At 72.6% G+C, this 24716-nt stretch carries 25 protein-coding genes; 8 read left to right on the top strand and 17 right to left on the bottom strand.

From position 1 onward, the window contains the following. Positions 1–67 precede the first annotated feature (67 nt). The 11 genes from sigB to CIK06_RS08095 all read right to left on the bottom strand — a co-directional run bounded on the left by sigB (position 68) and on the right by CIK06_RS08095 (position 12524). Entirely contained in the window at positions 68–1063 is a 996-nt protein-coding gene (gene sigB, locus CIK06_RS08045) for an RNA polymerase sigma factor SigB (protein ID WP_304528821.1), read from the bottom strand. Between the two features lie 132 nt (positions 1064–1195). Further along, on the bottom strand, positions 1196–2368 hold the full coding sequence (locus CIK06_RS08050; RefSeq protein WP_095564302.1) for an MFS transporter: 1173 nt from the start codon (positions 2366–2368) through the stop codon (positions 1196–1198). After that, a complete protein-coding gene (locus CIK06_RS08055; RefSeq protein ID WP_095564303.1) occupies positions 2365–3198 on the bottom strand; it encodes a phosphosulfolactate synthase in 834 nt (277 codons plus the stop codon). The genes CIK06_RS08050 and CIK06_RS08055 overlap by 4 nt, the downstream gene beginning before the upstream one ends. A 16-nt stretch (positions 3199–3214) precedes the next feature. Beyond that, the gene (locus CIK06_RS08060) at positions 3215–4231 is read right to left on the bottom strand and encodes an aldo/keto reductase (protein WP_095564304.1); all 1017 of its coding nucleotides are present in this window, start codon (positions 4229–4231) and stop codon (positions 3215–3217) included. After that, entirely contained in the window at positions 4228–5718 is a 1491-nt protein-coding gene (gene tcuA / locus CIK06_RS08065; RefSeq protein ID WP_095564305.1) for an FAD-dependent tricarballylate dehydrogenase TcuA, read from the bottom strand. Before tcuA ends, CIK06_RS08060 begins: the two co-directional genes overlap by 4 nt. Positions 5719–5744: 26 nt before the next feature. Then, positions 5745–6971 carry an ABC transporter ATP-binding protein gene (locus CIK06_RS08070; RefSeq protein WP_198348135.1) on the bottom strand — a complete coding sequence of 409 codons (1227 nt, stop codon included), beginning with the start codon at positions 6969–6971 and terminating at the stop codon, positions 5745–5747. Further along, positions 6968–8767 (bottom strand): iron ABC transporter permease, encoded by a 1800-nt coding sequence (locus CIK06_RS08075; RefSeq protein ID WP_095564307.1) that lies wholly within the window; start codon positions 8765–8767, stop codon positions 6968–6970. Before CIK06_RS08075 ends, CIK06_RS08070 begins: the two co-directional genes overlap by 4 nt. Further along, entirely contained in the window at positions 8767–9795 is a 1029-nt protein-coding gene (locus CIK06_RS08080; protein ID WP_095564308.1) for an ABC transporter substrate-binding protein, read from the bottom strand. Before CIK06_RS08080 ends, CIK06_RS08075 begins: the two co-directional genes overlap by 1 nt. 1 nt (position 9796) lies before the next feature. After that, the gene (dmpG, locus tag CIK06_RS08085; RefSeq protein ID WP_095564309.1) at positions 9797–10888 is read right to left on the bottom strand and encodes a 4-hydroxy-2-oxovalerate aldolase; all 1092 of its coding nucleotides are present in this window, start codon (positions 10886–10888) and stop codon (positions 9797–9799) included. Continuing rightward, the gene (locus CIK06_RS08090; RefSeq protein WP_095564310.1) at positions 10885–11817 is read right to left on the bottom strand and encodes an acetaldehyde dehydrogenase (acetylating); all 933 of its coding nucleotides are present in this window, start codon (positions 11815–11817) and stop codon (positions 10885–10887) included. Before CIK06_RS08090 ends, dmpG begins: the two co-directional genes overlap by 4 nt. After that, positions 11814–12524 carry an RraA family protein gene (locus tag CIK06_RS08095; RefSeq protein ID WP_095564311.1) on the bottom strand — a complete coding sequence of 237 codons (711 nt, stop codon included), beginning with the start codon at positions 12522–12524 and terminating at the stop codon, positions 11814–11816. Before CIK06_RS08095 ends, CIK06_RS08090 begins: the two co-directional genes overlap by 4 nt. A gap of 170 nt (positions 12525–12694) precedes the next feature. On the opposite strand from CIK06_RS08095, the gene CIK06_RS08100 reads away from it, so the two are divergent. Further along, complete coding sequence (locus CIK06_RS08100) at positions 12695–13462, top strand: IclR family transcriptional regulator (protein ID WP_095564312.1); 768 nt, start codon at positions 12695–12697, stop codon at positions 13460–13462. 13 nt (positions 13463–13475) lie between these two features. Here the strand turns inward: CIK06_RS08100 and dtd are convergent, their stop codons facing one another. The 3 genes from dtd to CIK06_RS08115 form a co-directional block, all read right to left on the bottom strand. Continuing rightward, complete coding sequence (gene dtd, locus CIK06_RS08105) at positions 13476–13898, bottom strand: D-aminoacyl-tRNA deacylase (protein WP_095564313.1); 423 nt, start codon at positions 13896–13898, stop codon at positions 13476–13478. Positions 13899–13901: 3 nt separating this feature from the next. Beyond that, a complete protein-coding gene (locus CIK06_RS08110) occupies positions 13902–15383 on the bottom strand; it encodes a methyltransferase (protein ID WP_198348136.1) in 1482 nt (493 codons plus the stop codon). Between the two features lie 96 nt (positions 15384–15479). Continuing rightward, positions 15480–15686, bottom strand: a complete 207-nt coding sequence (locus tag CIK06_RS08115) for a hypothetical protein (RefSeq protein WP_095564314.1) — start codon at positions 15684–15686, stop codon at positions 15480–15482. Positions 15687–15919: 233 nt separating this feature from the next. Here CIK06_RS08115 and CIK06_RS08120 point away from each other — a divergent pair, with 233 nt between their 5' ends. From CIK06_RS08120 to CIK06_RS08140, 5 genes are all read left to right on the top strand, one after another. Continuing rightward, positions 15920–16498 (top strand): HhH-GPD-type base excision DNA repair protein, encoded by a 579-nt coding sequence (locus tag CIK06_RS08120; protein ID WP_095564315.1) that lies wholly within the window; start codon positions 15920–15922, stop codon positions 16496–16498. 52 nt (positions 16499–16550) lie between these two features. Continuing rightward, positions 16551–16943 carry a DUF3099 domain-containing protein gene (locus CIK06_RS08125; RefSeq protein WP_369916114.1) on the top strand — a complete coding sequence of 131 codons (393 nt, stop codon included), beginning with the start codon at positions 16551–16553 and terminating at the stop codon, positions 16941–16943. 103 nt (positions 16944–17046) lie between these two features. Beyond that, positions 17047–17322, top strand: coding sequence for a DUF3039 domain-containing protein (locus tag CIK06_RS08130; protein ID WP_232534077.1), 276 nt, complete (start codon positions 17047–17049; stop codon positions 17320–17322). Positions 17323–17332: 10 nt separating this feature from the next. Then, positions 17333–17977, top strand: coding sequence for a trimeric intracellular cation channel family protein (locus tag CIK06_RS08135; RefSeq protein WP_095564317.1), 645 nt, complete (start codon positions 17333–17335; stop codon positions 17975–17977). Positions 17978–18156: 179 nt separating this feature from the next. After that, a complete protein-coding gene (locus CIK06_RS08140; protein WP_095564318.1) occupies positions 18157–19884 on the top strand; it encodes a DEAD/DEAH box helicase in 1728 nt (575 codons plus the stop codon). Between the two features lie 119 nt (positions 19885–20003). Here CIK06_RS08140 and CIK06_RS08145 read toward each other — a convergent pair whose 3' ends face one another. Both CIK06_RS08145 and CIK06_RS08150 read right to left on the bottom strand, forming a co-directional pair. Then, complete coding sequence (locus CIK06_RS08145; protein ID WP_095564319.1) at positions 20004–20237, bottom strand: hypothetical protein; 234 nt, start codon at positions 20235–20237, stop codon at positions 20004–20006. Between the two features lie 237 nt (positions 20238–20474). Then, complete coding sequence (locus tag CIK06_RS08150) at positions 20475–22118, bottom strand: RNA polymerase sigma factor (RefSeq protein ID WP_095564320.1); 1644 nt, start codon at positions 22116–22118, stop codon at positions 20475–20477. 292 nt (positions 22119–22410) lie between these two features. Between CIK06_RS08150 and CIK06_RS08155 the strand changes: the two genes are divergently transcribed. Next, positions 22411–23289 (top strand): inositol monophosphatase family protein, encoded by an 879-nt coding sequence (locus CIK06_RS08155; protein WP_095564321.1) that lies wholly within the window; start codon positions 22411–22413, stop codon positions 23287–23289. 99 nt (positions 23290–23388) lie between these two features. Here CIK06_RS08155 and CIK06_RS08160 read toward each other — a convergent pair whose 3' ends face one another. Further along, on the bottom strand, positions 23389–23904 hold the full coding sequence (locus CIK06_RS08160) for a LytR C-terminal domain-containing protein (protein ID WP_198348288.1): 516 nt from the start codon (positions 23902–23904) through the stop codon (positions 23389–23391). Between the two features lie 427 nt (positions 23905–24331). On the opposite strand from CIK06_RS08160, the gene CIK06_RS08165 reads away from it, so the two are divergent. Continuing rightward, a complete protein-coding gene (locus CIK06_RS08165; protein WP_095564323.1) occupies positions 24332–24628 on the top strand; it encodes a DUF4193 domain-containing protein in 297 nt (98 codons plus the stop codon). Positions 24629–24716 lie beyond the last annotated feature (88 nt).

The raw sequence follows: 24716 nt of genomic DNA on the forward strand, positions 1-24716 counted from the left end.
ACGGGGACCCGCCGCGGTGTCCTCGCGGCGGGTCCCCGATGTCCGATGTGGCCGGACGACGCGGCGGTCAGCTCGCGGCGTACGCCTCCAGTCGCTGCGACCGGTCCGGATGGCGCAGCTTGGTCAGGGTGACCTTCTCGATCTGCCGGATCCGCTCCCGGGAGAGCCCGAACTCGCGGCCCACCTCGTCCAGCGTGCGCTGCCGCCCGTCGTCGAGGCCGAAGCGCAGCCGGATCACCGCCTGCTCGCGCTGGGAGAGCGTGGCGAGCACGATTTCCACCTCGTCGCGGAGCTGACCGCCGCCGGCCAACTCCGGCCGGTCACCCGGCCCGCTGGCGGCGACGAAGTCCCCGAGCGCGCTCTCGCCGTCCTCGCCGACCGCCTGGTCCAGGCTGACCGGCTCCCGGTCATAGGAGATCAGCTCGATCACCTGGAACTCCGGCACCCTGAGCGCCGCCGCGACCTCCGGCACGGTCGGCTCCCGACCCAGCGCGACCGACAGGTCCCGGCGGACCCGGACCATCCGGTTGACCTGCTCGACCATGTGTACCGGGATGCGGATGGTGCGTGCCTGGTCGGCCATGGCGCGGGTGATGGCCTGGCGGATCCACCAGGTGGCGTAGGTGGAGAACTTGTAGCCCTTGGTGTAGTCGAACTTCTCGACGGCGCGGATCAGGCCGAGGTTGCCCTCCTGGATCAGGTCGAGGAAGGCCATGCCACGGCCGGTGTACCGCTTGGCGATGCTGACCACCAGCCGCAGGTTGGCCTCCAGCAGGTGGTTCTTGGCGGCCCGGCCCTCGGCGGCCACGATCTCCAGGTCGGCCCGGTCCGCGTCGGCCGCCCGCCCCGTGGCCAGCTTCTCCTGCGCGTACAGGCCGGCCTCGACGCGCCGGGCCAGGTCGACCTCGCCGGCCGCGGTGAGCAACCGGGTCCGGCCGATCCCGTTGAGGTACGCCCGGACCAGGTCCGCGGACACGCCACGCTCCTCGGCGGCGTCCAGGTCCGGCAGCGTCGTTTGGTCCTCGGCGCCCGTACCGGCCGACTGCTGCTGTGCTGCGTTCAGGTGCGAAACCACCGAAGTCGCCTCCCCGCCTCGACATCTGGTGTGGGCCGCGGCGCCAACGCGCCGCATGGGAACAGCTTGCCGTTCGAGGCGTTAAGCGAGGGTGAGGTCCGCGCCGGGAGAGCCGGCCGATCACGGCTCGGACGTGCCGGGCGGCGCCCGCAGCAGTGCCACGGAGGCGCCGCCGAGCAGCAGCGAGGTGCTCCAGAAGACCGCCGACGGCCCCGCCGCCGCGACGCCGACGCCCAGTGGCACGACGGTCTGCGCCAGCCGGTTGGCGGACAGCCGCAGCCCCAGCGCCGAACCCTGGGTGCCCGGGGCGGCCAGCTCGACGACCCACCCCATGCTCAGCGGCTGGGCCATCCCGAGGCCGACGCCGAGCACGACCATCACGGCCACCGCGCCGGCCGGGTCGACCAGCGGCACCAGGGCCAGCCCGGCCCCGGCGGCGAGGATCGAGCCGACCATGCCGGCCCGGCGGCCGATCCGGCGGACCATCCGGGCGGCCAGCAGCCGGGCCAGCAGGGTCGCGCCGGCCCGCAGCGCCAGCAGCGCGCCGACCGCCGTCGGCGACACCCCCCGGTCCTGTGCCCAGACCGGCAGGAAGACCTGCAGCAAATCCAGCGCGGCGAGCACCACGCCGCCCGCGGCCAGCGCCGGCCACATTCCGGGGATGCGGACGAGTGCGCCGGCCGCCCGGTGCACCGGCGGTGGCCGCACGCCGGGATCGGGCCGCGGGCCGCCGCCGGACAGCAGCCACCGGGACAGCGGTACGGCGCCGAGCGCCAGCACCGCGGCCACCGCCGTACCCAGGTTGGCGGCCGTCCAACCGGAGACCGGCCCGCGGCTCGCCGCGGCGGTGGCCAGCAGCGGCCCGAGGATCTGTCCGCCGGCGGCGACCGAGGTGAGCGTGCCGAACGCCTGGTCCCGGTTTCCGGGCCGGATCGTCGCGGCCATGGCCTGCTGGCCGACCAGCACGGCCAACTGACCCAGACCGAGCAGCGCGATCGGGACCAGCAGGGTGCCGACGCCGGCCGCGAAGACCGCCGCCGCGCACGCCGCGGCGAACAGCACGCCGCCGGCGGCCACCAGCCGGGGCGCGCCGAACCGGTCGACCTGCCGGCCCACCGGGAGGGCGAGCACCAGCGGCAGGATGCTGAAGCTGGCCGAGAGCGCGCCGATCGCCGCGGTGCCGCCGTCCAGCTCGACCGCCCGGTAGCCCACCATCGGGCGGACCGCGGCGTACGCGGCGTGGGTCAGCGCGGCGTGCGCGAGCAGCGGCCACCACCGGCCGGGCCGGGTCACCCCTTGTAGCTGACGACGCGACCCCAGACGCTCTTGGTGCCCCAGATGCCGGACCGCAGGCACTCCAGCTGGTACGCCTGGCTGTGGTCGACGAAGAGGTTGACCTCGGGTCCGTAGTTCTTGACGTACCACTCGAAGACCGCCGGCTCGGCCGCCTCGAACATCACCGACTCCAGCCCGAACTCGCTGATGAACAGCGCCGGTACGTCGGTGCGCCAGGTGCGGACCTGCTCGGTGACGCCCTCGGACTCCAGCAGCACCAGGTTCGCCCCGGCGTCGAAGGCGCGGCGGGCACGGCGTACCGCCCAGGACGGGTCGCCGGTCCCCTCGGCCGCGAGTTCGTCGACCGACGACGTGCCGCCGGCGCCGAACTGGATGCCGATCTCGGCCTTCACCTTCAGGCCCGCCTTGCGACCGCGTTCGATCAGCCGGAGGTAGTCGCTCGGTGCGATCGCGAGCATGCCGACGGAGATCTCCACGATGTCGAAGCCGTAGCGCTGGATGGCCTCGAAGTACTGCTCGACCGCGTCCGGCCCGCGGGTGAGGACGAACTCGATGAGACCGCCGGTGGAGACCTCGACGTTGTGGTCGTGGCACACGTTGATGAAGCTGCGCAGCGTCTCCTCGGACAGCAGCGGCATCGAGGCGCCGGGAAACTTGAACGAGTCGACGTGCGGGCCGACGGACTCCAGCAGGTCCCGCAGGTGCGCCGGTCCGAACGAGGTGTAGTAGGGGCCGCGGATCTCGGTGAGGCCGACGGTACGCGGCTTGACGGGCCGGTCGTTGAGCCGCAGGAACGAGAAGGCGCGGGGTTCCGGGGTGCTGGTCATGGTTCCTCCAGGGGGGTCAGCTGGACTCGAAGGTGAGTTCCTCGGTGGGGCGGCGATGTCGGGCGGTCAGCGCGTCGACCTCGTCCCACAGTTCCTCGGGGAGCTTGAGGTCGAGCGCCTCGGTCACGGTGTCGAGCTGGTCGAGCCGGCTGACCCCGATGATCGGGGCGGTGACGTCCGGCTGCCGCAGCGTCCACGCGGTCGCCAGCACGGCCAGTGACGCGCCGGCCCGCTCGGCGATCACCCGCAGGGCGTCCACCGTGGTGAAGGTGTCGTCGTTCCAGTACCGCCGGACGTAGCGGCGGCCGGCGGCGCCCACCGAGAACCGGGTGTCGGCCGGCGGTGCGGCGGTGCGGTCGTACTTGCCGGCGAGGATGCCCCCGGCGAGCACGTTGAACGCCAGCACGGCGACCTGCTGCTCGCGGCAGAGCCGGAACGCCTCGATCTCGGCGCCCCGGGTCACCAGGTTGTGCCGTAGCTGGGCGGTCTGCAACCGGGGCAGGTGCCGGGCCTCGCTCCAGGTCAGCGCCTGGGCGAGCTGGTAGGCCAGGAAGTTGCAGCACCCGACGTAGCGCACCTTGCCGGCCCGGACCAGGAGGTCCAGCGCGGACAGCGTCTCCTCGATCGGGGTGTGCACGTCGAACCGGTGCAGTTGCAGCAGGTCGACGTGGTCGGTGCCGAGCCGGCGCAGGCTGCCGTCCACGGCGGACAGGATGTGCTTGCGCGACAGGCCGAGCTGCCACGGCTGCGGCCCGGTCCGGTTGTAGACCTTGGTGGCGAGGAAGAGGCCGTCCCGCCGCCCGGCCAGCCACCGGCCGAGCAGCGCCTCGGTGCGCCCCACCACCTCCGGCCCGCTGCCCAGTGGATAGCTGGTCGCGGTGTCCAGCCAGGTCATGCCGCGCTCCGCGGCGCGGTCCAGGATCTGTCGCGAGGTGGGCTCGTCGCACTGCATGCCGAAGGTGGCGGTGCCCAGGACGACCCGGGGCACCCGTACGCCCGTGCCGCCGAGCAGGACGTCCGTGCCGCCGGTCATTGCCCGGCCCGGCTGTGCCGGGCGGCGGTACGTCCGGCGCGGCGCCCGAAGACGGCGCCGGACATCAGGCCGCTGCCGCCCGGGTAGTTCTCGTAGAACAGCCCGCCCACCACCTCGCCGGCGGCGTGCAGCCCCCGGATCGGCTGCCCGGCCTGGTCCAGCACCTGTGCGTCCTCGTCGACCCGCAGCCCGCCGTAGGTGAAGGTGATGGCGCAACCCACCGGGTAGGCCACGAACGGCGGCTGGTCGATGGGCTGGGCCCAGTTGCTCTTGGGCGGTTCCAGCCCGGCGGTGGACAGCCCGTCCAGCACGGTCGGGTCGAACGGGGCGTCGCCGACCGCGGCGTTGTACTCGGCGATGGTGCGTTCCAGCCGGTCCGGGCGCAGCCCGAGCAGGCCGGCGAGTTCGCCGATGCTGTCTGCCACGACCCGGGTGGCGCCCTCGTGGCCGTAGTCGGTGCGCAGCAGCCGGACGCCGCGCTGGTCGAAGATCTGGTACGCGACGCCGCCGGTCTGCCGCAGGATCGCCGATCCGATCTTGGCGTAGGTGTAGTTGCGGAAGTCCGCGCCCTCGTCGACGAAGCGTTCGGCCTCCGCGTTCACCGTGACGCCGAAGGGGTACGAGTGCCGTTGCAGCTTGTTGGTCAGCACCCGGTTGCCGAACGGGCCGGCGTTGATGTCCCAGGCGACCGCGTGTGCGCCGGACCAGTTGCCGTACGACTGCGCCCCGATGTCCAGCGCGGCCAGCAGTCCCTCGCCGGTGTTGTACCGGCTGCCGCGGACCTTGGCGGTGTCCCAGCCCGGCCCCAGGTGCACGGCGCGCAGCCGGGTGTCGGCCTCGAACCCGCCGGATGCCAGCACCACGGCCCGGGCGCGGATGACCCGCTCGCCCTGCGGCGTGCGGCAGACCACCCCGGCGACCGCCCCGGTGGCGTCGACCAGGAAGCCCGTCATCCGGTGTTCGGTGCGTACCTCGATGCCGGTGCTCTTGGCCGCGGCCAGGTGCTGCTCGATGAGCCCGATGCCGCCGCCGACGGTGGCGATGGTGCCGCCGCCCCAGAACTTCTTGCGGCCGCCGACGTCGAACACCTGGTTGTCGGACTGGAGCTTGAACCTGACCCCGTGCCCGCTGAGCCAGCGCAGGGTGGGGAAGGACTCCTCGACGAGGGTGCGCATCAGCGCCTGGTCGGTGCGGCCGCGGGTGAGCCGCATCATGTCGCCGGCGAAGTCGTCGGCGGTGTACGGGGCCAGGTCGAAGGTGGCCGCCTCCCGCTCGTCCAGTTCGGCGAGCAGCGGTCGCAGGTCGTCGAGCCCGTGGTAGGTGGCCCGGAACGAGCCGAGGGTGAAGTAGGAGTTGCCGCCGAGTTCGGCGCGCGGCGCCTTCTCCAGCACGCACACCCGGTCGACCTCCTCCCGGGCGGCGTGCGCCGCGGAGAAGGCGGCGTTGCCCGCGCCGACGATGAGGACGTCGTACTCGTGCTCAGACATGACTCTCCTTTGCGGTGGGCGGTCGTTCAGGGACGCAGCACGCGGACGTCGTCCGGCGGCACCGTGACGCGGACCTCGTCGCCCGCCGCGAAGTCGCCGTCGGTGTTCCACGCGCGCAGCCGGTGCGTGCCGCACCGCACGGCGTACTCGGTGTACGGGCCGAGGAACAGCGCGGCCTCGACGGTGCCGGTGAAGCTGTTGTCGCGCTCCGGGGCCGGGCCGGACCGGGCGCGCAGCACCGCGCGTTCCGGCCGGAACAGCGCGACGGCGGCGTCGCCGGACGCGAGGTCGGCCGAGCCGGCGCGGCCGGTGACGAGGCCCAGCGCGGTGCGCACGGTGGTCCGGCCGGCGCCGTCGGTCTGGCCGACCGTGCCGGGCACCTCGTCGCTGCTGCCGACGAAGTTGGCCACGTACCGGGAGGTGGCCCGGTGGTATATGTCCGGCGGGGCGGCGACCTGGGCGAACCGCCCCTCGCCCATCACCGCGATGCGGTGCGCCAGACCCATCGCCTCCTGCTGGTCGTGCGTCACGTAGATGGCGGAGAAGCCGAGTTCACGCTGCATGGCCAGCAGTTCCGCGCGCAGTTCCTCGCGTACCTTGGCGTCCACGTTGGACAGGGGTTCGTCGAAGAGCACGAGGTCGTTGCCGGCGACCAGGGCCCGGGCGAGGGCCACCCGCTGCTGCTGGCCGCCGCTCATCTGTCCGGGGTACTGCCGGGCGAGTTCGCCGATGTGCACCAGGTCGAGGATCGCCCGCACCCGTTCGGCGATCCTGGCCCGGGGCAGCCTGTCGGCCCGGTTCTGCAGCGGATAGGCGACGTTCTGCGCCACGGTCATGTGCGGCCACAGCGCGTACGACTGGAAGATCATGCCGATCCGCCGGTGCTCCGGCGGTATCACCAGCCGCCGGTCGGCGTCGTACACGGTCCGGCCGTCGATCTCGATGACGCCGGCGTCCGGCGTCTCCAGCCCGGCGACCGAGCGCAGCAGCGTCGTCTTGCCGCAGCCGCTGGGGCCGAGCAGGACGAGGAACTCGCCCCGCGCGACGTCGAAGGACACGTCGTCCACGGCCGCGGTCACCGTGCCGTCGGCCCGACGGAACCGTTTGGCCAGGTCGCGGACCCGGACCACCGGCTCGGCGGCCGGTTGTGGCGCCGCGGCGGGCGCGACGCCCCCGGTCACCGCCGGCTCCGGGCCGGGATCCCCCGGTGCCGCGCCGGCCGTCCGGTGTTCCACGGGACGCTGTCTCATCATTTCGGCCTCCCTACGGTCGCCGTGCCCTGCCATCTGCCCTGCCGCCGGGACAGCGCCAGCGAGAGCATCACGACCGCGGTCGTGATGGCCGTCAGCACGACGGCCAGCGATGCGAGTTCGGCGTACGAGCCGTTTTCGAAGATCTGCAGAATCCGGAAGCCGACCACCATGTTCGTGGTGCCGGCCAGGACCGCGGTGGCGGTCAGGTCGCCCACCATGCGCGCGAACAGGAACGCCCAGCCCGCCACGAGGCCGGGCGTCATCAACGGCAGGAAGACCCGGCGGAAGGTACGTCCGTTGCCGGCGCCGCTGACCTGTGACGCCTCGGCCAGTTCGCTGCCGACCTGGCTGACCGCCGAGTCCGCGGCCACCGAGCCCTGCGGCAGGTAGATGCTCAGGTACGCCAGCAGCAGGATGGTGGTGGTGCCGCCGAGGTACAGCGGCGGCCCGGCGAAGGCCAGGATGAACCCGACGGCGATGACCAGGTGCGAGAAGACCGACGGCAGCTTGATGGCGCCGTCCAGCACCCGGACCACCCGGCTGCGGGAGCGCAGCACCAGCAGGGCGATCAGGGCGGCGGCCACCATGCCGACGGTGGCGCCGAGCACGCCGATCCAGACGCTGTTGGTGACCGCCTGCCGGGTCTGGAAGTCGTGGAACACCGCGTCGTTGAGCGACTCCATGCTCAGCCCCGACCAGTTGATCTTCGGGGTCCAGTAGCCGTTCAACGACACCAGCAACAGGCCGACCACCGGCAGCACCACGGCGAGCAACCCGTACCCCAGGATCAGCACCCGGGCGGGCCACCGCCAGCGGCCCAACGGCAGCCGGGCGAATCGTTGGCTGCGGCCGCCCAGCACGGCGTGCCGGCCGCGGCGCAGCAGCCGCGACTGCAGGTACCACATCACCCCGACGAAGGCCAGCACGATGAAGCTGAGGCCGACGGCGGTGGCGGTCTGCGGCGGGTACGTGAAGGACAGCAGGTTCACGATGCGTACCGACAACACGTCGATGTCGGCGCCCGAGCCGATGATGACCGGCACGGAGTACAGCGAGAAGCCCTGCCAGCCCATCAACAGGATCGCCCCGCCGATGCTCGGCCGGATCGCCGGCAGCGTGACCCGGTAGATCGTGCGCCACCGGCCCGCGCCGCTGATCCGGGACTGCTCGTCCAGGCTGGAGTCGCTGTTCCGCAAACCGCTGGTGACCAGCATGAACACGTACGGGACCTGGTAGAGGGTGTAGACGAAGATCAGACCCGGCCAGGAGAAGATGTCGAACGGCCCGGTCGTCAGGTGCAGGCCCACGCCGTCCAGCAGCCAGCGCAGCGTCGCGTTGAGCAGCCCGGCGCTGGAGGAGAGCAGCAGCACCCAGCCGACCGCGCCGGCGATGGGCGGCAGCAGGAAGGGAATCATCGGCATCGCGTCGGTGAGGCCGGCCACCCGGGCGTCGGTGCGTTCGTTCAGCCATGCCAGCGCGGTGCCCACGACCAGCGCGAGCACCCCGCTGACCAGGACCGCGACCAGGGTGTTCCAGACGAGCGTGCCGAGGTCCCCGACGGCGAGGACGTCCCGGACCGGCGCCAGCGACAGCGTTCCGTCGGTGATGAACAGGCCGACGACGACCCGCAGGATCGGGTACGTGGCCAGGAAGGCCAACGCGACGGCCAGCGCGAACACCACGATGGTGAACGGTCCGGCCCGGCGGCGCCCCGCCGGACCCGGTCGGTCGCCGGGCCGGCGGGACGGGACGACGGCCGGCGGCGAACCGCCGGCGTCGGTCCGGGTGGAGGACATCAGCCGATTCCGAGCGCGGCCATGACGGCCTGTTGCTGGGTGGCGGCGGCCGCCAGGTCGGGCGAGACGTACTCCGCCGGCAGGTTGGCCGAGTCGTACGGGGAGACGGCGCCCGCGGCGTCGGCCAGCGTCTTGCTGCCCTCGGCGGAGAGTGCGAACTGCACGAGCAGCCGGGCCGCGTTGGGGTGCTGGCCCTTGGCGGCGACCCCCGGCACGACCTCGGCGCCGCTGGTCAGGGCGGGCGTCACGAACTCGATCGGTGCGCCCTTGGCCTTCGGGTCGGCGATGTGCGACGGGAGGCCCATCACGCAGAACGCGGCCTCGCCGGCGGCCACCGCCGCGGCCGCGGGCACGCCGCTGGCGTACTTCTTCAGTTGCTGGGAACCGAACTGCTCCAGCAGGTTGTCGCCGGCGGCCTGGGCCACGGACAGCCACTCACCCACGTAGGAGGCGGACGAGGCCGGGTCCGGGATGGCGATCCTGCCCTTCCACTTCGGATCGAGCAGGTCGGTCCAGGTCTTCGGGGCCTCGCCGGCGGGTACCAGGTCCGTGTTGTAGGCGATGCCGGCGGGCTGGATGATCGAGACGGCGGTGCCCTCGTCGGGCAGGACGAACTTCTGGTCCAGCTCACCGGGGAACTCGGGCAGCCCGGCATCGGCGAGCGGCACCAGCCAGCCGTTCTTGACCCCCTCCGCGGTGAATCCCGTCCGCGAGATGAGCATCGCGTCGGCGGCCGGCGCGCCGGCCTGCGCCTCCGCCGCGAACCGCTGCGCCAGCTTCGAACTGGTCAGCCGGACCACGTTGACGTCGATGCCGTACTTCTCGGTGAACGCCGTCGCGAAGGCCTTGGTGGCGTCCTCCTCGACGGAGCTGTAGAGGGTGACGCTGCCCTCCTTCTTGGCGGCCTCCGTCAGGTCGTCCGGCGCGGCGACGGCCCCGGGGCTGTCGCCCGGGCCGCCACAGGCGGTGGTGCTCAGCAGTGCGGTCGCGGCGACGGCGGCAAGGTATCGGCGGTATGGGACTGACATGTCATTCGCCTTTCTCGGGGGTGTTCGCGCGGTCGGAACCGGCCGTGGACTGCCCGTTGGCCGCTGGCCGCCCGCCGGCCGGGGCCGGCTGGCCGTCGGAAAGCGCGACCGCGACGTCGATGAGCAGGTCCTCCTGGCCGCCGACGTAGCGGCGCCGGCCGGCCTCGCGGAGGATCTGGTGCGCCGGTACGCCGTACCGTTGCGCGGCGCGTTCGGCGTGCAGCAGGAAGCTGGAGTAGACGCCGGCGTAGCCCATGACGATCGAACTGCGGTCCATCACCGGCTCGCGGCGGATGTAGGGCAGCACGACGTCCTGCGCGGCGTCGAGGATGCGGCCGGGATCGATACCCGTGTCGAAGCCGAGCCGGTCGAACACGGCGGTGAGCACCTCGGTGGGGGAGTTCCCGGCACCGGCCCCGAGGGCGCGGGTCGCCCCGTCGATCTGCCGGGCGCCGGCCCGCACGGCCGCGATCGAGTTGGCCACCCCCAGCGCGAGGTTGTTGTGCCCGTGGAAGCCCACCTGCGCGGCCGGACCGAGCTCGGCGGCCAGCGCCGCCACCCGGTCGCCCGCGTCGTCCGGGAGCAGCGCACCCGCGGAGTCGACCACGTAGACGCACTGGGCGCCGGCGTCGGCCATGATCCGGGCCTGCCGGGCCAGTTCCTCCGGCCCGACCATGTGCGACATCATCAGGAAGCCGACCGTCTCCGCCCCGATCTCGCGGGCCAGCCCGAGATGCTGTTCGGCGATGTCCGCCTCGGTGCAGTGGGTCGCCACCCGGACGATCCGGACGCCGTGGTCCACCGCGGCGCGCAGTTCCTCGGCGGTGCCGACACCGGGCAGCAGCAGGGCGGCGACCCGGGCGGCGCCCGCCTCGGCGACCGCCACGTCGATGAGGTCCAGCTCCGCGACGGCGGAGAAGCCGTAGTTGAACGACGACCCGGCCAGGCCGTCGCCGTGCGCCACCTCGATGACCGGCACGCCGGCGGCGGCCAGGGCGCGTACGGTGTCGCGCACCTGTTCGGCCAGGAACCGGTGGCCCATGGCGTGACTGCCGTCGCGCAGCGTGGTGTCGGTGATCCGTACCCGGGTCATGGGGCCACCACCCGGTCTCCGGCCGCCGCGATCCGTTCCGCCACGGCGGTGGCGGCGGCCGTCATGATGTCGAGGTTTCCGGCGTACGGCGGAAGGTGGTCGCCGTTGCCCTCGACCTCGACCAGCGTGGTGACCCGCGCCCAGCCGTGCCATTCGGGGCGGGGGTCGTCGAACTGCGGCTGGGCGGCCAACCGGTAGCCGGGCACGTACCGGGCCACGGCCGCGACCATCGCCTCGATGGAGGCGCTGATCCCGGCCCGGTCGGCGTCCGGCCCGACGGCGCAGAAGATCGTGTCCCGCATGAGCATCGGCGGATCGACCGGATTCAGGATGATGATCGCCTTGCCGGCCGTCGCGCCGCCGACGGACTCCACGGCCCGCGCGGTGGTCACGGTGAACTCGTCGATGTTGGCCCGGGTGCCCGGTCCGGCGGAGCGGGAGGCGATCGACGCGACGATTTCCGCGTACGCCACCGGGGTGATCCGGGCGACCGCGGCGACGATCGGGATCGTGGCCTGGCCGCCGCAGGTGATCATGTTGATGTTCGGGGCGTCCAGGTGGGCGTCCAGGTTCACCGCCGGCACCACGAACGGCCCGACCGCCGCCGGGGTGAGGTCGACCGCCTGGATGCCGGCCTCGGCGTAGCGCCGCTGGTTGGCCAGGTGCGCCGCGGCCGAGGTCGCCTCGAACACGACGGCCGGCAGCGGATCCTGCCGCAGCAGCCAGTCGACCCCCTCGGCGGACGCCGCAACGCCGGACCGGCGCGCCCTGGCCAGCCCTGCGGAGGTCGGCTCGACGCCGACCATCGCGGCCAGTTCGAGGTGGGGTGAGCGGAGGACCTTCATCATCAGGTCCGTGCCGATGTTGCCGGAGCCGACGATGGCGACCGGCAGCCGGCCGGAGCCCTCCGGGCGGGTGGCGGCGGTCATGACGGCAGGTTCCCGCTGATCTGGAAGGGCTCGTCCAGGCTGGGCGCGAGGCGTTCGTCGACCCAGGTCCGGCCGTAGAGGATCTCCAGCGGCAGGTCCTCGTCCTGCACGTCGGCGGCCTGCTGGTCCTCCATCTGCAGCCGTTGCTCGGCCCGGTCGGCCACCTCGGCGGCGATCTCGTACGGGACGACGACGACGCCGTCCTCGTCGCCCACCACGACGTCCCCGGGCCGCACCACCACCCCGCCGCAGTTCACCGGCACGTTGACCGAGCCCATCGAGCGCTTGACCGCCGAGCGGGGCACGATCCCGATGCAGAAGACCGGGAACGGGATCGCCATGATCCCCGAGCGGTCCCGGACGCTGCCGTCGATGACCGCGCCGGCGAAGCCGATCCGGTGGGCGAACAGCGCCATGTTGCGGCCGAGCACGGTGGCGTCGTACGTGCCGCCGGTGTCGACCACCAGCACGTCGCCCGGCCCACCGAGTTGGAGGGCCTTGTGCACCATCAGGTTGTCGCCGCTGGGGCACTGCACGGTCACGGCGGAGCCGACGAGCCGGCGCTCGATGTCCAGGGGGCGTACGCGGTGTGACATTGCGCCCTGCCGGCCCATCGCGTCCGACAGCGTTGCGGTGTCCACCTGACCCAGCCGGTGCTGGATCTCCGGCGGCACCCGCCGGGGTATCCGGTTGATGCTCTTGTACATCTGCGATCTCCCTCAGCCAACGGCGTGGCCTGCCACTATGGCCGCTGCTGTGATGTTGCGTACAACGGGCTGTATCGCAATGTGAGACGTGGCTGTAATGTCGCTGAAACAGCTTCGGGCCTGGTGGGGACGGTCCCGACGTCCTGGCACGAACCCGGCAAGGAGGCGAGATGAGCACAGATCCGTCACTGACAGTGCTCAAGGCATTCAGGGTGCTGGACCTGTTCCGCGTCCACCGGCAGGTCGGTGTCACCCAGTGCGCCGAGCTGCTGGACCTCACCCGGGCAAACGCCCACCGGCTGCTGGTCAGTCTCGCCGCCGCCGGCGCGCTGGAGCGGATCGACGGCGGGCAGTACCGCCTGTCGATCTGGATGTTCGAGGTGGGCGCCCAGGTGCCGCTGCTGCGGGCGCTCACCGAGCAGTCGCAGGTGCCGATGGAGCGGCTGGTCGCGGAGACCGGCCTGCAGGCGCATCTCGCGGTCCGAGACGGCACGGAGCTGATCTACCTCTACAAGATCAGCCACGTGGACGGCCGGGTCCGCACCCGCCCGGGCACCCGCAACCCGCTCTACGCGACCGGGCTCGGAAAGATCCTGCTCGCGGGCGCGCCCGAGTCGGTCATCGACGAGGTGATCCGGCAGGGCCTACGGCCCTTCACCAGGTACACCAAGACCTCACCCGCGCTGCTGCGGGCCGAACTCGCCGACGTACGCCGCACCGGCTTCGCCTACGACCACGAGGAACGGCAGGTCGGCGTCTCCTGCGTGGCCACCGGACTGCACGACCGCACCGGCCGGGTGATCGCCGCGATCTCGGTGCCCAACGACTCCGAGCAGCGCCGCCCCGACGGCGCGCTGCACCGCGCGCTCCGCGGCACGGCCCGCGCCATCGAGGCCCGGCTGCACCGGCTGCCGAGCGGCGTACTCGCGGCGGCCTGACGCCACCGCGGCTTCACAGCTCCAGCAGCACCGTGCGCGGGCCGACGTTGACGCTCTCCACCAGCATGTGCGCCCGGAACCGGCCGGTCTGCACGGTCGCGCCCCGGTCGCGCAGCGCGGTGGCGAACTCCGCCACCAGCGGCTCGGCCGCCTCGGCCGGGGCGGCGGCGGTCCAACTGGGCCGCCGGCCCTTGCGGGCGTCGCCGTAGAGGGTGAACTGGCTCACCACCAGGATCGGCGCCCCCACCTCGGCGGCCGAGCGTTCCTCGTCGAGGATGCGCAGTTCGTGCACCTTGCGGGCCATGGTGGCGGCGGTCGCCGCCGTGTCCGAGTGGGTGACGCCCAGCAGCACCAGCAGGCCGTCGGTGATCGCGCCGACCTGCTCGCCGGCCACCGTCACCGAGGCGCGGGCGACCGTCTGCACCACCGCGCGCACGGCTCAGGCCACCGGAAGGATCAGGCCGCGCTCCACCAGGTGCGCGACGATCGGCCCGGCCGCGTCCGCCAGGTCCGCCTCCGGTACGTCGTGCGCGGCGGCCAGCAGGGCCAACTGGTCGGCCAGCGCCACCCGCCCGTCGCAGCCGCTGACGAGCGTGAGCACCAGCGGATCGACCTCCTCGGACCAGCGCAGCCCGCGGGACATGGTGAGCACCTGGCGGTCCACCGCCCACCCGTCCTCGCCCATGGTGGCGTCCTGGCGTAGCTGCACACCCTCGGCCAGCCGGTACCGCCCGGCGAGCAGGCCGGCGCCGGAGCGGGCGGCCAGCCAGTCCCGCCGCTCGAACCAGGCGGCGATCTGGTCGCCCATCGGCGGCTCCACGGACTGCCGCAGGTCCTCGATCCGCACGATCGGGTCGGCGCGTTCGGAGCGGCGCAGGGTGACGATGCCGAAGCCGACCGCCTCCACCTTGTGCGCCTCGAACCAGTCCAACCAGGACTCCACCCGGCCCGGCTCGGCGGCCTCGCCGGCGTCGGCCAGCCACAGGTTGACGTACGCCATGGGGTCGGCCACCTCGCGCTGGATCACCCAGGCGTCCAGGCCGGTACCGGCCAGCCAGCCGGCCACCCGCTCGGCCCAGTCCTCGCCGGCCGCGTGTACCCAGTTGGCCAGGTACTGCATGGTGCCGCCCGGGGTGAGCAGCTCCGGCGCGGCGGCGGCGAGTTCGGCGCCGATGCCGTCGCCGACCCGGCCCGAGTCGCGGTAGCGGTGCGTGGTGGTGCCGGGACCGACCACGAAGGGCGGGTTGCTGACCACCAGGTCGAACCGGCGCCCGGCCACCGGCGCGACCATGTCGCCGCGCAGCAGTTCCCAGCGCTGTCCGTTGAGCGCCGCCGTGGTGGCGGCGAACCGCAACGCCCGGTCGGACAGGTCGGTCGCGGTCACGGCGCCGGCGTGGGTGGCCAGGTGCAGCGCCTGCACCCCGGAGCCGGTGCCCAGGTCGAGTGCGGTGCCGACCGGCGCGCGGACGGTGGCGCCGAGCAGCGTGCTGGTGGCGCCGCCGATGCCCAGCACGTGTTCGGCGGCGAGCGGGCGTCCCGGCCGGGCGCTGGCCGGCAGGTCGGACAGCACCCACCAGTCGTCCCCGTACGGTTCGAGGTCGATGCCCTGCCGCAGGCCGTCGCCGTGCCGTTGCACGAGGCCGGCCGCGAGCGCGTCGCCCACCGGCAGCGGCGCCAGCGCGGCGGCCACCGCTGCCTCGGGTTCGGTGGAGGCACAGAGGAAGATCCGGATCAGCGTGGCCAGCGGGTCGCCGTCGGTGGTGGCCCGCAGCGCGGCCCGGTGATCGTTGCGGGCCAGGCCGCCGGTGGCCTGCGGCCCGAGCCGCCCGGCGATGCCGTTCGAGGTGTACCCCGCCGCGCTCAACGCGGTGCGGAGCTGGTCCACACCGGCCGGGGAGAGCAGCATCTCGTATCCGTCCACCCCGACATCCTGCCTCGCCGGCTCCGGCGCCCCGGAGGCACCCGGGAAATCCCGGCACACCGGCCGGGACCCGGTGCGGGGGGGCGGCGACTCGCCTCAGCGCGGGATCTCCGGCGTCCGGTCGCCCGGCCGGCCGAACGAGCGGTCCAGCGGCAACGCGGTCAGCTGCCGGCAGGGCAGCGGGTTGCCGCACGAGCAGCGTCGGCGCAGGACGAGGCCGTACCGGATCCACCGTGGCCGGTGCCGGTTCGCCAGCTCGATGGCGAACCGCGCGAACTCCGACAACTCCGGTGCGGGGAACACCGGCCCTCCCCTCGTCAGGGGTACGGAAGACGGGCCGTGCGGCCGATGTTCCTACCCGCATACAGAATGAGAGATATTGACTGTCGGCACAATGTCTATTTGATTACTTCGGTGTCGGGCGCGTTTTTAAAATGACATTTGAGAATTGCTTTTGCGAAGTGCAAGATGCGTGTGGCCGGATCGGCGTGTCCACCCGGCGCCCGGGGCGCCGCGGCGGGTGCCAGGATGGTCGCATGGCACTCTCCCTGCCGATCGACCCCGCCGCGAACGACCTGCTCAACCGCAGTCCGCTCGCGCTGCTGCTGGGCATGGTCCTGGACCAGCAGATCCCACTGGAAAAGGCGTTCTCCTCGCCGTACGTGCTGGCCCAGCGGCTCGGGCACGAGCCGACGGCCGAGGAACTGGCCGGGTACGACCGGGAGGCGTTGGTGACGCTGTTCGCCACGCCTCCGGCGCTGCACCGCTTCCCCAAGGCGATGGCCGAGCGGGTCCAGCAGGTGTGCCGGATCCTGGTGGAACGCTACGGCGGGGATCCCGCCGGGCTCTGGGTCGACGCGCGGACCGGGGCGGAACTGCTGTCCCGGATCGCCGACCTGCCCGGCTTCGGCCGCCAGAAGGCGCAGATCTTCCTGGCCCTGCTCGGAAAGCGGTACGACGTGCGGCCCGCGGGCTGGCAGGCGGCGGCCGGCGGATACGGCGAGCCGGACGCGTACCGGTCGGTCGCCGACATCACCGACCCGGACTCGCTGGCCCGGGTGCGGTCGTACAAGCAGGAGATGAAGGCGGCGGCCAAGGCGCGCGGCGCCGGCTGAGTCGCCGTCCGACCCGACGGTAGCTGGTTGCGGCCCGGCGGCGGGTGCGAGTATGGACGGGCCCCTCGAGGAGGAACGCGTGGTGAAGCATCCGGAACATCGGCCGATCCTGATCACGGACGCGTCTCGCAGCCCGAGCGACCAGCTGCACAGCCGGCAGGTCCGGTACGTGGTGATGATGGCCATCCGTGCCGTCTGCCTGATCGTCGGAGCCGTGTTGATCAGCGCGAAGGCGCCCATGCTGTGGCTGTGGCTGCCGCTCTGCCTGGTCGGCATGGTGCTCATCCCGTGGCTGGCCGTGCTGCTGGCCAACGACCGCCCGCCGCGCGAGGAGGTCCGGCTGGCCAACCGGCTGCGCCACCGGTCGCACCGGGCGGAGGCGCCGCCCGCGCCCAGCCTCGGTGCGCAGGAGGCGCCGCACCGCACCATCGACGCCGAGTCCTGAGCCCGGTACGGCCGGGCGCCGGCCGGAAGATTGCCGGCGGGGGAGCGCCATCCGGCCGAAACGCACGGTGCGACATCTCGAAGCTGCTGGCAGAATGGGACGCGTGACCTCTCCCGCCGTTCCGGAAACCAGTGGCACCATCCTCGAGCGCCCGGTTGAGCGCCCGGTCGAACATGGTGATCACGAGCGGTTTTCGCACTACGCCGAACGAGACAAGATCACTGAGGCGATGGTCCTCGGCACCCCCATCAAGGCCCTCTGCGGCAAGATCTGGGTCCCGTCCCGGGACCCCAGCCGGTTCCCGGTCTGCCCGGAGTGCAAGGAGATCTTCGAGGACGACAACCGCTTCTACGACCAGAAGCCGGAGTCCGGCGAGTAGCTTTCCCGCGGTGCACACCTCCACCGCCCTGCTGGTCGCCGACCTGACCGGGGTTGCCGTCTTCGCCGCCTCCGGCGCCTCCGCCGCGGTGGCCAAGCGGCTGGACCTGTTCGGGGTGACCTTCGTCGGCATCGTGGCGGCCCTCGGCGGCGGGATCTTCCGGGATCTGGTGATCGACCGGGTCCCGCCGTTGGCCTTCGCCGACTGGCGCTATCCCGCCACCGCCGCCGTGGCCGCCGGCGTGGTCTTCTGGCTGCATCCCCAGTTCAGCCGGCTGCGCACCACCGTGCTCGTGCTGGACGCGGCCGGGCTCGGACTGTTCGCCGTCACCGGCACCGCGGCGGCGCTGGCCGCCGGGGTCCCGGCGGTCGGCGCCTGCCTGATCGGCACGCTCGCCGGGATCGGCGGCGGGCTGGGCCGGGACCTGCTCACCGGGGAGATCCCGGTGGTGCTGCGGCGCGAGATCTACGCGGTGGCCGCACTGGCCGGCGCCGTCACGGTGGCCGCGGCCGACCGGCTGGGCTGGGCCGGTCCCGTGCCGCTGGTGGCGGCCGCGCTGCTGGTCTTCGGGGTACGGCTGATCGCCCTGCGCCGCCGCTGGGCGGCACCGGTCGCCACGGACCGGCCGGTCCGCCCGCGCACCCCGACCCGCTGACCGCCCGGCCACCGCGACCGGTGCGGCCGGTGTGACGAAGGTGCCCGCTGTGTCGACTGGGGCCAGTGGGGGCGGCTGGTTATTCTGGTACGGCCTTCGCGGTCAACCGGACGCGGAGGCGTTTTCGTGGTCGCCGCCGCCGGTGTTTCCGGCCCGGCGACCGAGGGGGGAGCGTCGCGTTGGGTGCCGGGCAAGTCTCCACGGAAACCTTTCCGGCGCTCCGGTCCTGGCAGCGCAAGGCCCTCGTGCAGTACCTGCGGCGCCGGTCGCCCGACTTCACCGCGGTCGCCACGCCGGGCGCCGGCAAGACGACGTTCGCGCTGCGGATCGCGGCGGAACTGCTGGCCGACGGGACCGTGCAGGCGGTCACCGTGGTGGCGCCCACCGAGCATCTCAAGACGCAGTGGTCCCTCGCGGCCGCCCGGGTGGGCATCCAGCTCGACGACGCCTTCCGGAACTCCGACCTGCGCTCGTCCGCCGACTTCCACGGCGCGGTGGTGACGTACGCCCAGGTCGGCATGGCACCCCAGGTGCACCGGCGACGCACCATGACCCGGCGGACGCTTGTCATCCTGGACGAGATCCACCACGCCGGGGACTCGCGGACCTGGGGCGACGGGGTCAAGGCGGCGTTCGAGCCCGCGGTACGCCGGCTGATGCTCACCGGGACACCCTTCCGGTCGGACGAGAACCCGATCCCGTTCGTCGAGTACGAGCGCGGCTCCGACGGCCTGCTGCGATCCCGGGCCGACTCGGTCTACGGGTACGCGGACGCGCTGCGCGAGGGGGTGGTGCGGCCGGTGATGTTCCTGGCCTACTCGGGGGAGACCCGGTGGCGTACCCGGGCCGGGGACGAGCTGGCCGCGCGGCTGGGCGAGCCGATGACCAAGGACCTCGTCGGCCAGGCGTGGCGGACCGCGCTCGACCCGGCGGGGGAGTGGATGCCGCAGGTGCTGCGGGCCGCCGACGCGCGGTTGCAGGCCAAGCGGGCCGGCGGGATGGCCGACGCCGCCGGGCTGGTCATCGCCAGCGACCAGCAGGCGGCCCGGGCGTACGCGAAGTTGATCGACCGGCTCACCGGGCAGCGGCCGGTGGTGGTGCTCTCCGACGACGCCGGCTCGTCGGCCCGGATCGCCGCCTTCGCCTCCTCCGACGCGCGCTGGCTGGTCGCCGTGCGGATGGTCTCCGAGGGCGTCGACATCCCCCGGCTCGCGGTCGGCGTGTACGCCACCAGCGCCTCCACGCCGCTGTACTTCGCCCAGGCGATCGGCCGGTTCGTCCGGGCCCGTCGGCCCGGGGAGACCGCCACGGTGTTCCTGCCGAGCGTGCCGCACCTGCTCGGGCTGGCCAGCGAGATGGAGGCGCAGCGGGACCACGTGCTCGGCAAGCCGAAGAGCGACGAGGACGGGCTCGACGACGCGCTGCTGGAGCGCGCCCAGCGCGACGATCAGGCCAGCGGGGAGTTGGAGAAGCAGTTCGAGGCGCTCTCCGCGACCGCCGAGCTGGATCAGGTGATCTTCGACGGGGCCTCGTTCGGGACGGGAGCCCAGGCCGGCACGCCGGAGGAGGAGGAGTATCTGGGGCTGCCCGGCCTGCTGACCGCGGACCAGGTGACGGTGCTGCTGAACAAGCGGCAGGCGGACCAGCTCGCCGCCCAGCGTCGCAACCGTGCCAACGCCCCGGCCGTGCCGGAACCGCGGGCCGAGGCGGCGCCGATGAGCGCCGCCCAGCGCCGGGTGGCGCTGCGCCGCCAGCTCAACACGCTCGTCGCGGCACACCACCACCGGACCGGGCTGCCGCACGGGAAGATCCACGCGGAGCTGCGCCGGCTCTGTGGCGGCCCGCCCAGCGCACAGGCCACGATCGAGCAGCTTGAGGAGCGGATCGCGACCGTCCAGACGCTCTGATCCGGGCGACCGCCGCGGTCACCGGCCAACGTCCGATCCGGTGGGGAAAGGCACCGCGGGGAAAGCACCGGCCGGAGGCACCCTGCGGATGCCCCCGGCCGGCTATGTCGGATCGCTGGTCAGTTCGCCATCATCTCGGCGCCTCGCCACGTGAATTCCGGGTCGGTCGCGAACCGTACGGTGATCTTGACAAGATCCTCCGCGTACTTGTTCGCGTGATGGCCACAGAACACCAGCTCGCCCCCGCCCGCCAGGGTGATACGGAGCTTGCCGGCAGCGTTGCAGCGGTCGCACCGTTCATCGGCGGCTGGGGGAGCCACCGTTTCGGGCGGCGGCGTGAGGGTCGGGGTCATCGCCTTCCTCCTCTGGTCGTCACCGATGAACACATTCCTTTGTTGCTCACCTATCGTGCAACACCCTTGTGGGGTGCGGCCTTCCCAGTGTGCCCGCGGGGGACCGAGGTCACACGTCGTACCGACAGTGTGCAGTGCACCCCGGGGGCCCCGTCAACGATCACGGCCAGGGAAACGGCCGATCACGTCGAGAACGCGTACGTCCGGTGACCTGGCCAACACGTCTGGTTGATGGGATTAGTCCAGGTAGTCGCGCAGTACCTGGGACCGCGACGGGTGGCGCAGCTTCGACATGGTCTTGGATTCGATCTGCCGGATCCGCTCGCGCGTGACGCCGTACACCTGGCCGATCTCGTCGAGGGTGCGCGGCTGGCCGTCGGTCAGTCCGAACCGCAGCCGGACGACGCCCGCCTCCCGCTCGGACAGGGTCTGCAACACCTGCTGGAGCTGGTCCTGGAGCAGCGAGAACGACACCGCGTCCACCGCCACGACCGCCTCGGAGTCCTCGATGAAGTCGCCGAGCTGGCTGTCGCCCTCGTCGCCGATCGTCTGGTCGAGCGAAATGGGCTCCCGTGCGTACTGCTGGATCTCCAGTACCTTTTCCGGGGTGATGTCCATTTCCTTGGCCAGCTCCTCCGGCGTGGGCTCGCGGCCCAGGTCCTGAAGCAGCTCCCGCTGGATCCGGCCGAGCTTGTTGATCACCTCGACCATGTGTACCGGGATGCGGATGGTGCGTGCCTGGTCGGCCATGGCGCGGGTGATGGCCTGGCGGATCCACCAGGTGGCGTAGGTGGAGAACTTGTAGCCCTTGGTGTAGTCGAACTTCTCGACGGCGCGGATCAGGCCGAGGTTGCCCTCCTGGATCAGGTCGAGGAAGGCCATGCCGCGGCCGGTGTACCGCTTGGCCAGCGAGACCACCAGCCGCAGGTTGGCCTCCAGCAGGTGGTTCTTGGCCCGCTCGCCGTCCCGGGAGATCCACAACAGGTCCCGGACCATGTCCCGGACCATCTTCTCCTCGCCGTCCTCGGCGGCGCGCAGCCGTTCGGCCGCGTACAGGCCCGCCTCGATCCGCTTGGCGAGCTCCACCTCCTGCTCGGCGTTCAGCAGCGGGACCTTGCCGATCTGCTTGAGGTACGCCCGTACCGAGTCGGCCGAGGCGGTCAGCTCGGCGTCCCGGCGGGCCTGCTTGAGGGCCTCGGACTCCTCGTCGTCCCACTCGAAATCGTTGTCGGTGGCCGCGTCGGCGGCGTCGGCCTCGGCGGCCTGGGTCAGCTCGGCCGGCTCGTCGACGACCACATCCTCGATCTCGGCGGCCAACTCCTCGGGGTCCACCTCGCCCTCGCCGCCGGCCGGTGCCTCGCCGGGCTTGCCGCCCTTGGCGGTCTTGGCGGCGGCCTTGGTCGCCTTGGCGCCGGTCGCCTGCTTGGCCGGGCGGGCGGCCTTCGGCTTGGCGGCCGCCTCGGCGGTGGCCGTCACAGTCCCACCGGCGGTCCCGTCGGCGGCGGCCGGAGCCGCCCGGCGGGCCGCCGTCTTGCGGGCCGCCGCCGGGGCCTCCTCGGCCGCCGGCGCCTGCTTGGGCGCCGGGGCGGGCGGTGCCGCCTTCTTGGTGGCCTTGGCGGTGGTCACCCGGGAGGCCGGGGTGGCCGAGCGCGCCGCCGCGACCTTGCGGCGGGTGCTCGCCGATCCGTCGACCACCACCGTCACGCCCGCCTCGGAGAGGGCGCGCAGGATCTTCTTGGCCTGGGCCGGGGTCACCTCGGCGGACTCGACGCTGCGCGCCAGCTCGGCCGAGGTGAGCTGGCCGCCGGCGTTCTGCGCGTGGGCGATCAGGGTGTCGGTGAGTGAGCGGACGTCGGCGCCGGTCTGGCGTGGATCTGTCACGAATGACCTTCCCGAGGCGGTAACGAGCACGGCCGGGTCCGGCCAGCACAGCGCGGCGACCGAGTCTGGCCGATGTGGTTGAGTCGCCCGCGCGGCCCGTACCGTCCGGCGTGACGATTCGTGGCGCGTGGGTAGGGGTGAATTGTAACGCCGTCCCCGGGCGTATTGCCGAGCCGCACGCCGCAACGATGACCACGGGAGGTGTGGTCATCGGAAAAATGTGGAGTTTGCAAGGATGCTACCCGGCGCCGGTGCGACGCGCCGGACGCGAACGGACGTGAGAGGGGAACATATGCCGGACGGGCGACCCACTCCGCAGGAACTCCTGGAGATCGCCGTGACCGTGGCCCGGCAGGCGGCCGCGACCGCGCGCCGGATGCGGGCCGAGGGGGTGGCCGAGGTGGCCACCAAGAGCACGGCCACCGATGTCGTGACGGCGGCCGACCGCGCGGTGGAGCGGCAGGTGGTCGAGTCGATCCGCCGGCTCCGGCCGCGGGACCGGGTGCTCGGCGAGGAGTTCGGGCCGGCCGGCGGCGGCGAGGCGCCGGCGGCCGGTGAGGAGCCGACCGGGGGTGGCAGGCCCGCGGCGGCGCCGGCGGGCGGGCCGGGCGCCGTGCGGTGGATCGTGGACCCCATCGACGGCACGGTCAACTACCTGTACGGCCTGCCGCACTACGCCGTCTCGCTGGCCGCCGAGGTGGACGGCGAGGTGGTCGCCGGGGTGGTCCGCAACGCGGCCACCGAGGACGAGTGGACCGCCACACGCGGCGGCGGCGCGTACCGGGCCGGCCGGCGGCTGCGCGGCTCGACGGAGACCGATCTGGCGCAGAGCCTGGTGGCCACCGGCTTCGGGTACGACCCGGTGCGCCGGGCGCACCAGGGCCGGGTGCTGGCCCGGTTGATCGACCAGGTGCGGGACATCCGGCGGTTCGGCGCCGCCGCCCTCGACCTCTGCCTGGCCGCCGAGGGAATGGTCGACGCGTACTTCGAGCGGGGGTTGCAGCCGTGGGACCTGGCCGCGGGCGGCCTGGTGGCCCGCGAGGCGGGGCTGCGGGTGGCCGGCCTGTCCGGTGCGCCGGCCGGGCCGGACCTGGTGATCGCGGCGCCGCCGGCGATCTTCAAGCCGCTGCACGACCGGCTGGTCCGGCTCGACGCCGCCGGCGGTCCCTGACGAGCGCCGGCGGCCCCTGACGAGCGCCGGCGGCCCCTGACGAGCGCCGACGGTCCGTGACGAGCGTCGGCGCGGTCTCGTGCCGGCCGTGCGGTGCGGTCAGCCGTTGCCGAGGCAGGTGCCGGGCGGCAGGGACGGGGCGCCCAGCGCCGCGACCGCCTGGTTGACCTCCGTGGTCGTGGCGAGCTGCTGGAACCGCTCCCCGATGACCACGTCCACGACCGCGTCCTTACGGTCGCGGTCGAACTCCGTGTCCGCCTCGTCCAGGAAATAGGCCCGCAGCAGGTGGGCCGAGCCCAGCCCCTTGGGCCCGTAGCGCAGCACCGCGACCCCTTCGATCTTCTTGTGCAGCGGGTCGTTCGCCTTCTTCGCCACCTGGAACTTCCGGTTGGCGAAGTCGGTGCCGACGATTTCCGCGAGCCCGGCCGTCTGCGTGCCGTTGTAGACGTTGATCTTGACGTCCTTGTTGTCGGGCAGCTCGACGTTCGCGGGGACCTCGCCGTCCTGGCAGCCGGTGGCCAGGCTCTGGCCGGCCTGTGTGTCCCGGACCAACGCGACGACGACGAAGATGAGAGCGAGGATCATCAGTGCCCCCACCACGACGAGTGCCCGCACCCGCGCAAAGCTCATCCGGTTGGCTCCCCGTCCTTGTCGGTGACGTTCGCCGGCGCGTCGCGGCGACCGGCAATCGAGTATCCCGCTGAGGTTATCGGTTGTCCGGCGGAGCCAGGAACCCGCGTCCGATGCGGCGCGGCACCGTTGATCCTTCCGCTGACGCACCTATCTTCGTGTCGCCTGAGTCACATTGGGAACAACTTCCCGCGCTCGGGCGTACATGGATGCGACGAGAGCGGTATACATGCCTCGCCCACAGGGGGGTAAGGTACCGCGCTCGCCCGGGGTCTCTCTTCGTGGCCATCGCGGCCCGGCTCGTGCGCCGGACCGCGATCGGTCGAAAAGGTGACCGGTCAGCGGGAACCGAAACACCGTCGTCCGGCGTTACAACCGGCAACGACTATATCGACATGGGAGAGTGAAACCGATGGCCACCGACTACGACGCTCCGCGTCGAGACGAGGTCGATCTGGGCGAGGACAGCCTGGAGGAGCTCAAGGCCCGGCGGGTCGACTCACAGTCGGGCGCCGTTGACGTCGATGAGGCGGAGGTCGCCGAGAGCTTCGAACTGCCCGGCGCCGACCTGGCCGACGAGGAACTGACCGTCAAGGTGCTGCCGATGCAGCAGGACGAGTTCCGCTGTGCCCGCTGCTTCCTCGTGCACCACCGCAGCCAGTTGGCGACCCAACGGAACGGGGACCTGATCTGCCGCGAGTGCGTCTAGGTTCTCGCGGCAACGGGCCGCGGGTGACCGGCGACCGGCAGCAGACCTGCCGGTCGCCGAGTGGGCCGGACCTGTGCGCGTACCGGAT

It is taken from the genome of Plantactinospora sp. KBS50 (assembly GCF_002285795.1).
GTDB lineage: Bacteria > Actinomycetota > Actinomycetes > Mycobacteriales > Micromonosporaceae > KBS50.

What these genes read in the sequence shown, in the direction of transcription:
- CIK06_RS08100 (WP_095564312.1), top strand. Translation starts at nt 12,695, where the DNA reads ATGAGCACAGATCCGTCACTGACAGTGCTCAAGGCATTCAGGGTGCTG.
- CIK06_RS08145 (WP_095564319.1), bottom strand. Translation starts at nt 20,237, where the DNA reads ATGACCCCGACCCTCACGCCGCCGCCCGAAACGGTGGCTCCCCCAGCC.
- CIK06_RS08070 (WP_198348135.1), bottom strand. Translation starts at nt 6,971, where the DNA reads ATGATGAGACAGCGTCCCGTGGAACACCGGACGGCCGGCGCGGCACCG.
- tcuA (WP_095564305.1), bottom strand. Translation starts at nt 5,718, where the DNA reads ATGTCTGAGCACGAGTACGACGTCCTCATCGTCGGCGCGGGCAACGCC.
- CIK06_RS08060 (WP_095564304.1), bottom strand. Translation starts at nt 4,231, where the DNA reads ATGACCGGCGGCACGGACGTCCTGCTCGGCGGCACGGGCGTACGGGTG.
- dmpG (WP_095564309.1), bottom strand. Translation starts at nt 10,888, where the DNA reads ATGACCCGGGTACGGATCACCGACACCACGCTGCGCGACGGCAGTCAC.
- CIK06_RS08155 (WP_095564321.1), top strand. Translation starts at nt 22,411, where the DNA reads ATGCCGGACGGGCGACCCACTCCGCAGGAACTCCTGGAGATCGCCGTG.
- CIK06_RS08095 (WP_095564311.1), bottom strand. Translation starts at nt 12,524, where the DNA reads ATGTACAAGAGCATCAACCGGATACCCCGGCGGGTGCCGCCGGAGATC.
- CIK06_RS08075 (WP_095564307.1), bottom strand. Translation starts at nt 8,767, where the DNA reads ATGTCCTCCACCCGGACCGACGCCGGCGGTTCGCCGCCGGCCGTCGTC.
- CIK06_RS08125 (WP_369916114.1), top strand. Translation starts at nt 16,551, where the DNA reads ATGGACGGGCCCCTCGAGGAGGAACGCGTGGTGAAGCATCCGGAACAT.
- CIK06_RS08080 (WP_095564308.1), bottom strand. Translation starts at nt 9,795, where the DNA reads ATGTCAGTCCCATACCGCCGATACCTTGCCGCCGTCGCCGCGACCGCA.
- CIK06_RS08165 (WP_095564323.1), top strand. Translation starts at nt 24,332, where the DNA reads ATGGCCACCGACTACGACGCTCCGCGTCGAGACGAGGTCGATCTGGGC.
- CIK06_RS08120 (WP_095564315.1), top strand. Translation starts at nt 15,920, where the DNA reads ATGGCACTCTCCCTGCCGATCGACCCCGCCGCGAACGACCTGCTCAAC.
- CIK06_RS08055 (WP_095564303.1), bottom strand. Translation starts at nt 3,198, where the DNA reads ATGACCAGCACCCCGGAACCCCGCGCCTTCTCGTTCCTGCGGCTCAAC.
- CIK06_RS08090 (WP_095564310.1), bottom strand. Translation starts at nt 11,817, where the DNA reads ATGACCGCCGCCACCCGCCCGGAGGGCTCCGGCCGGCTGCCGGTCGCC.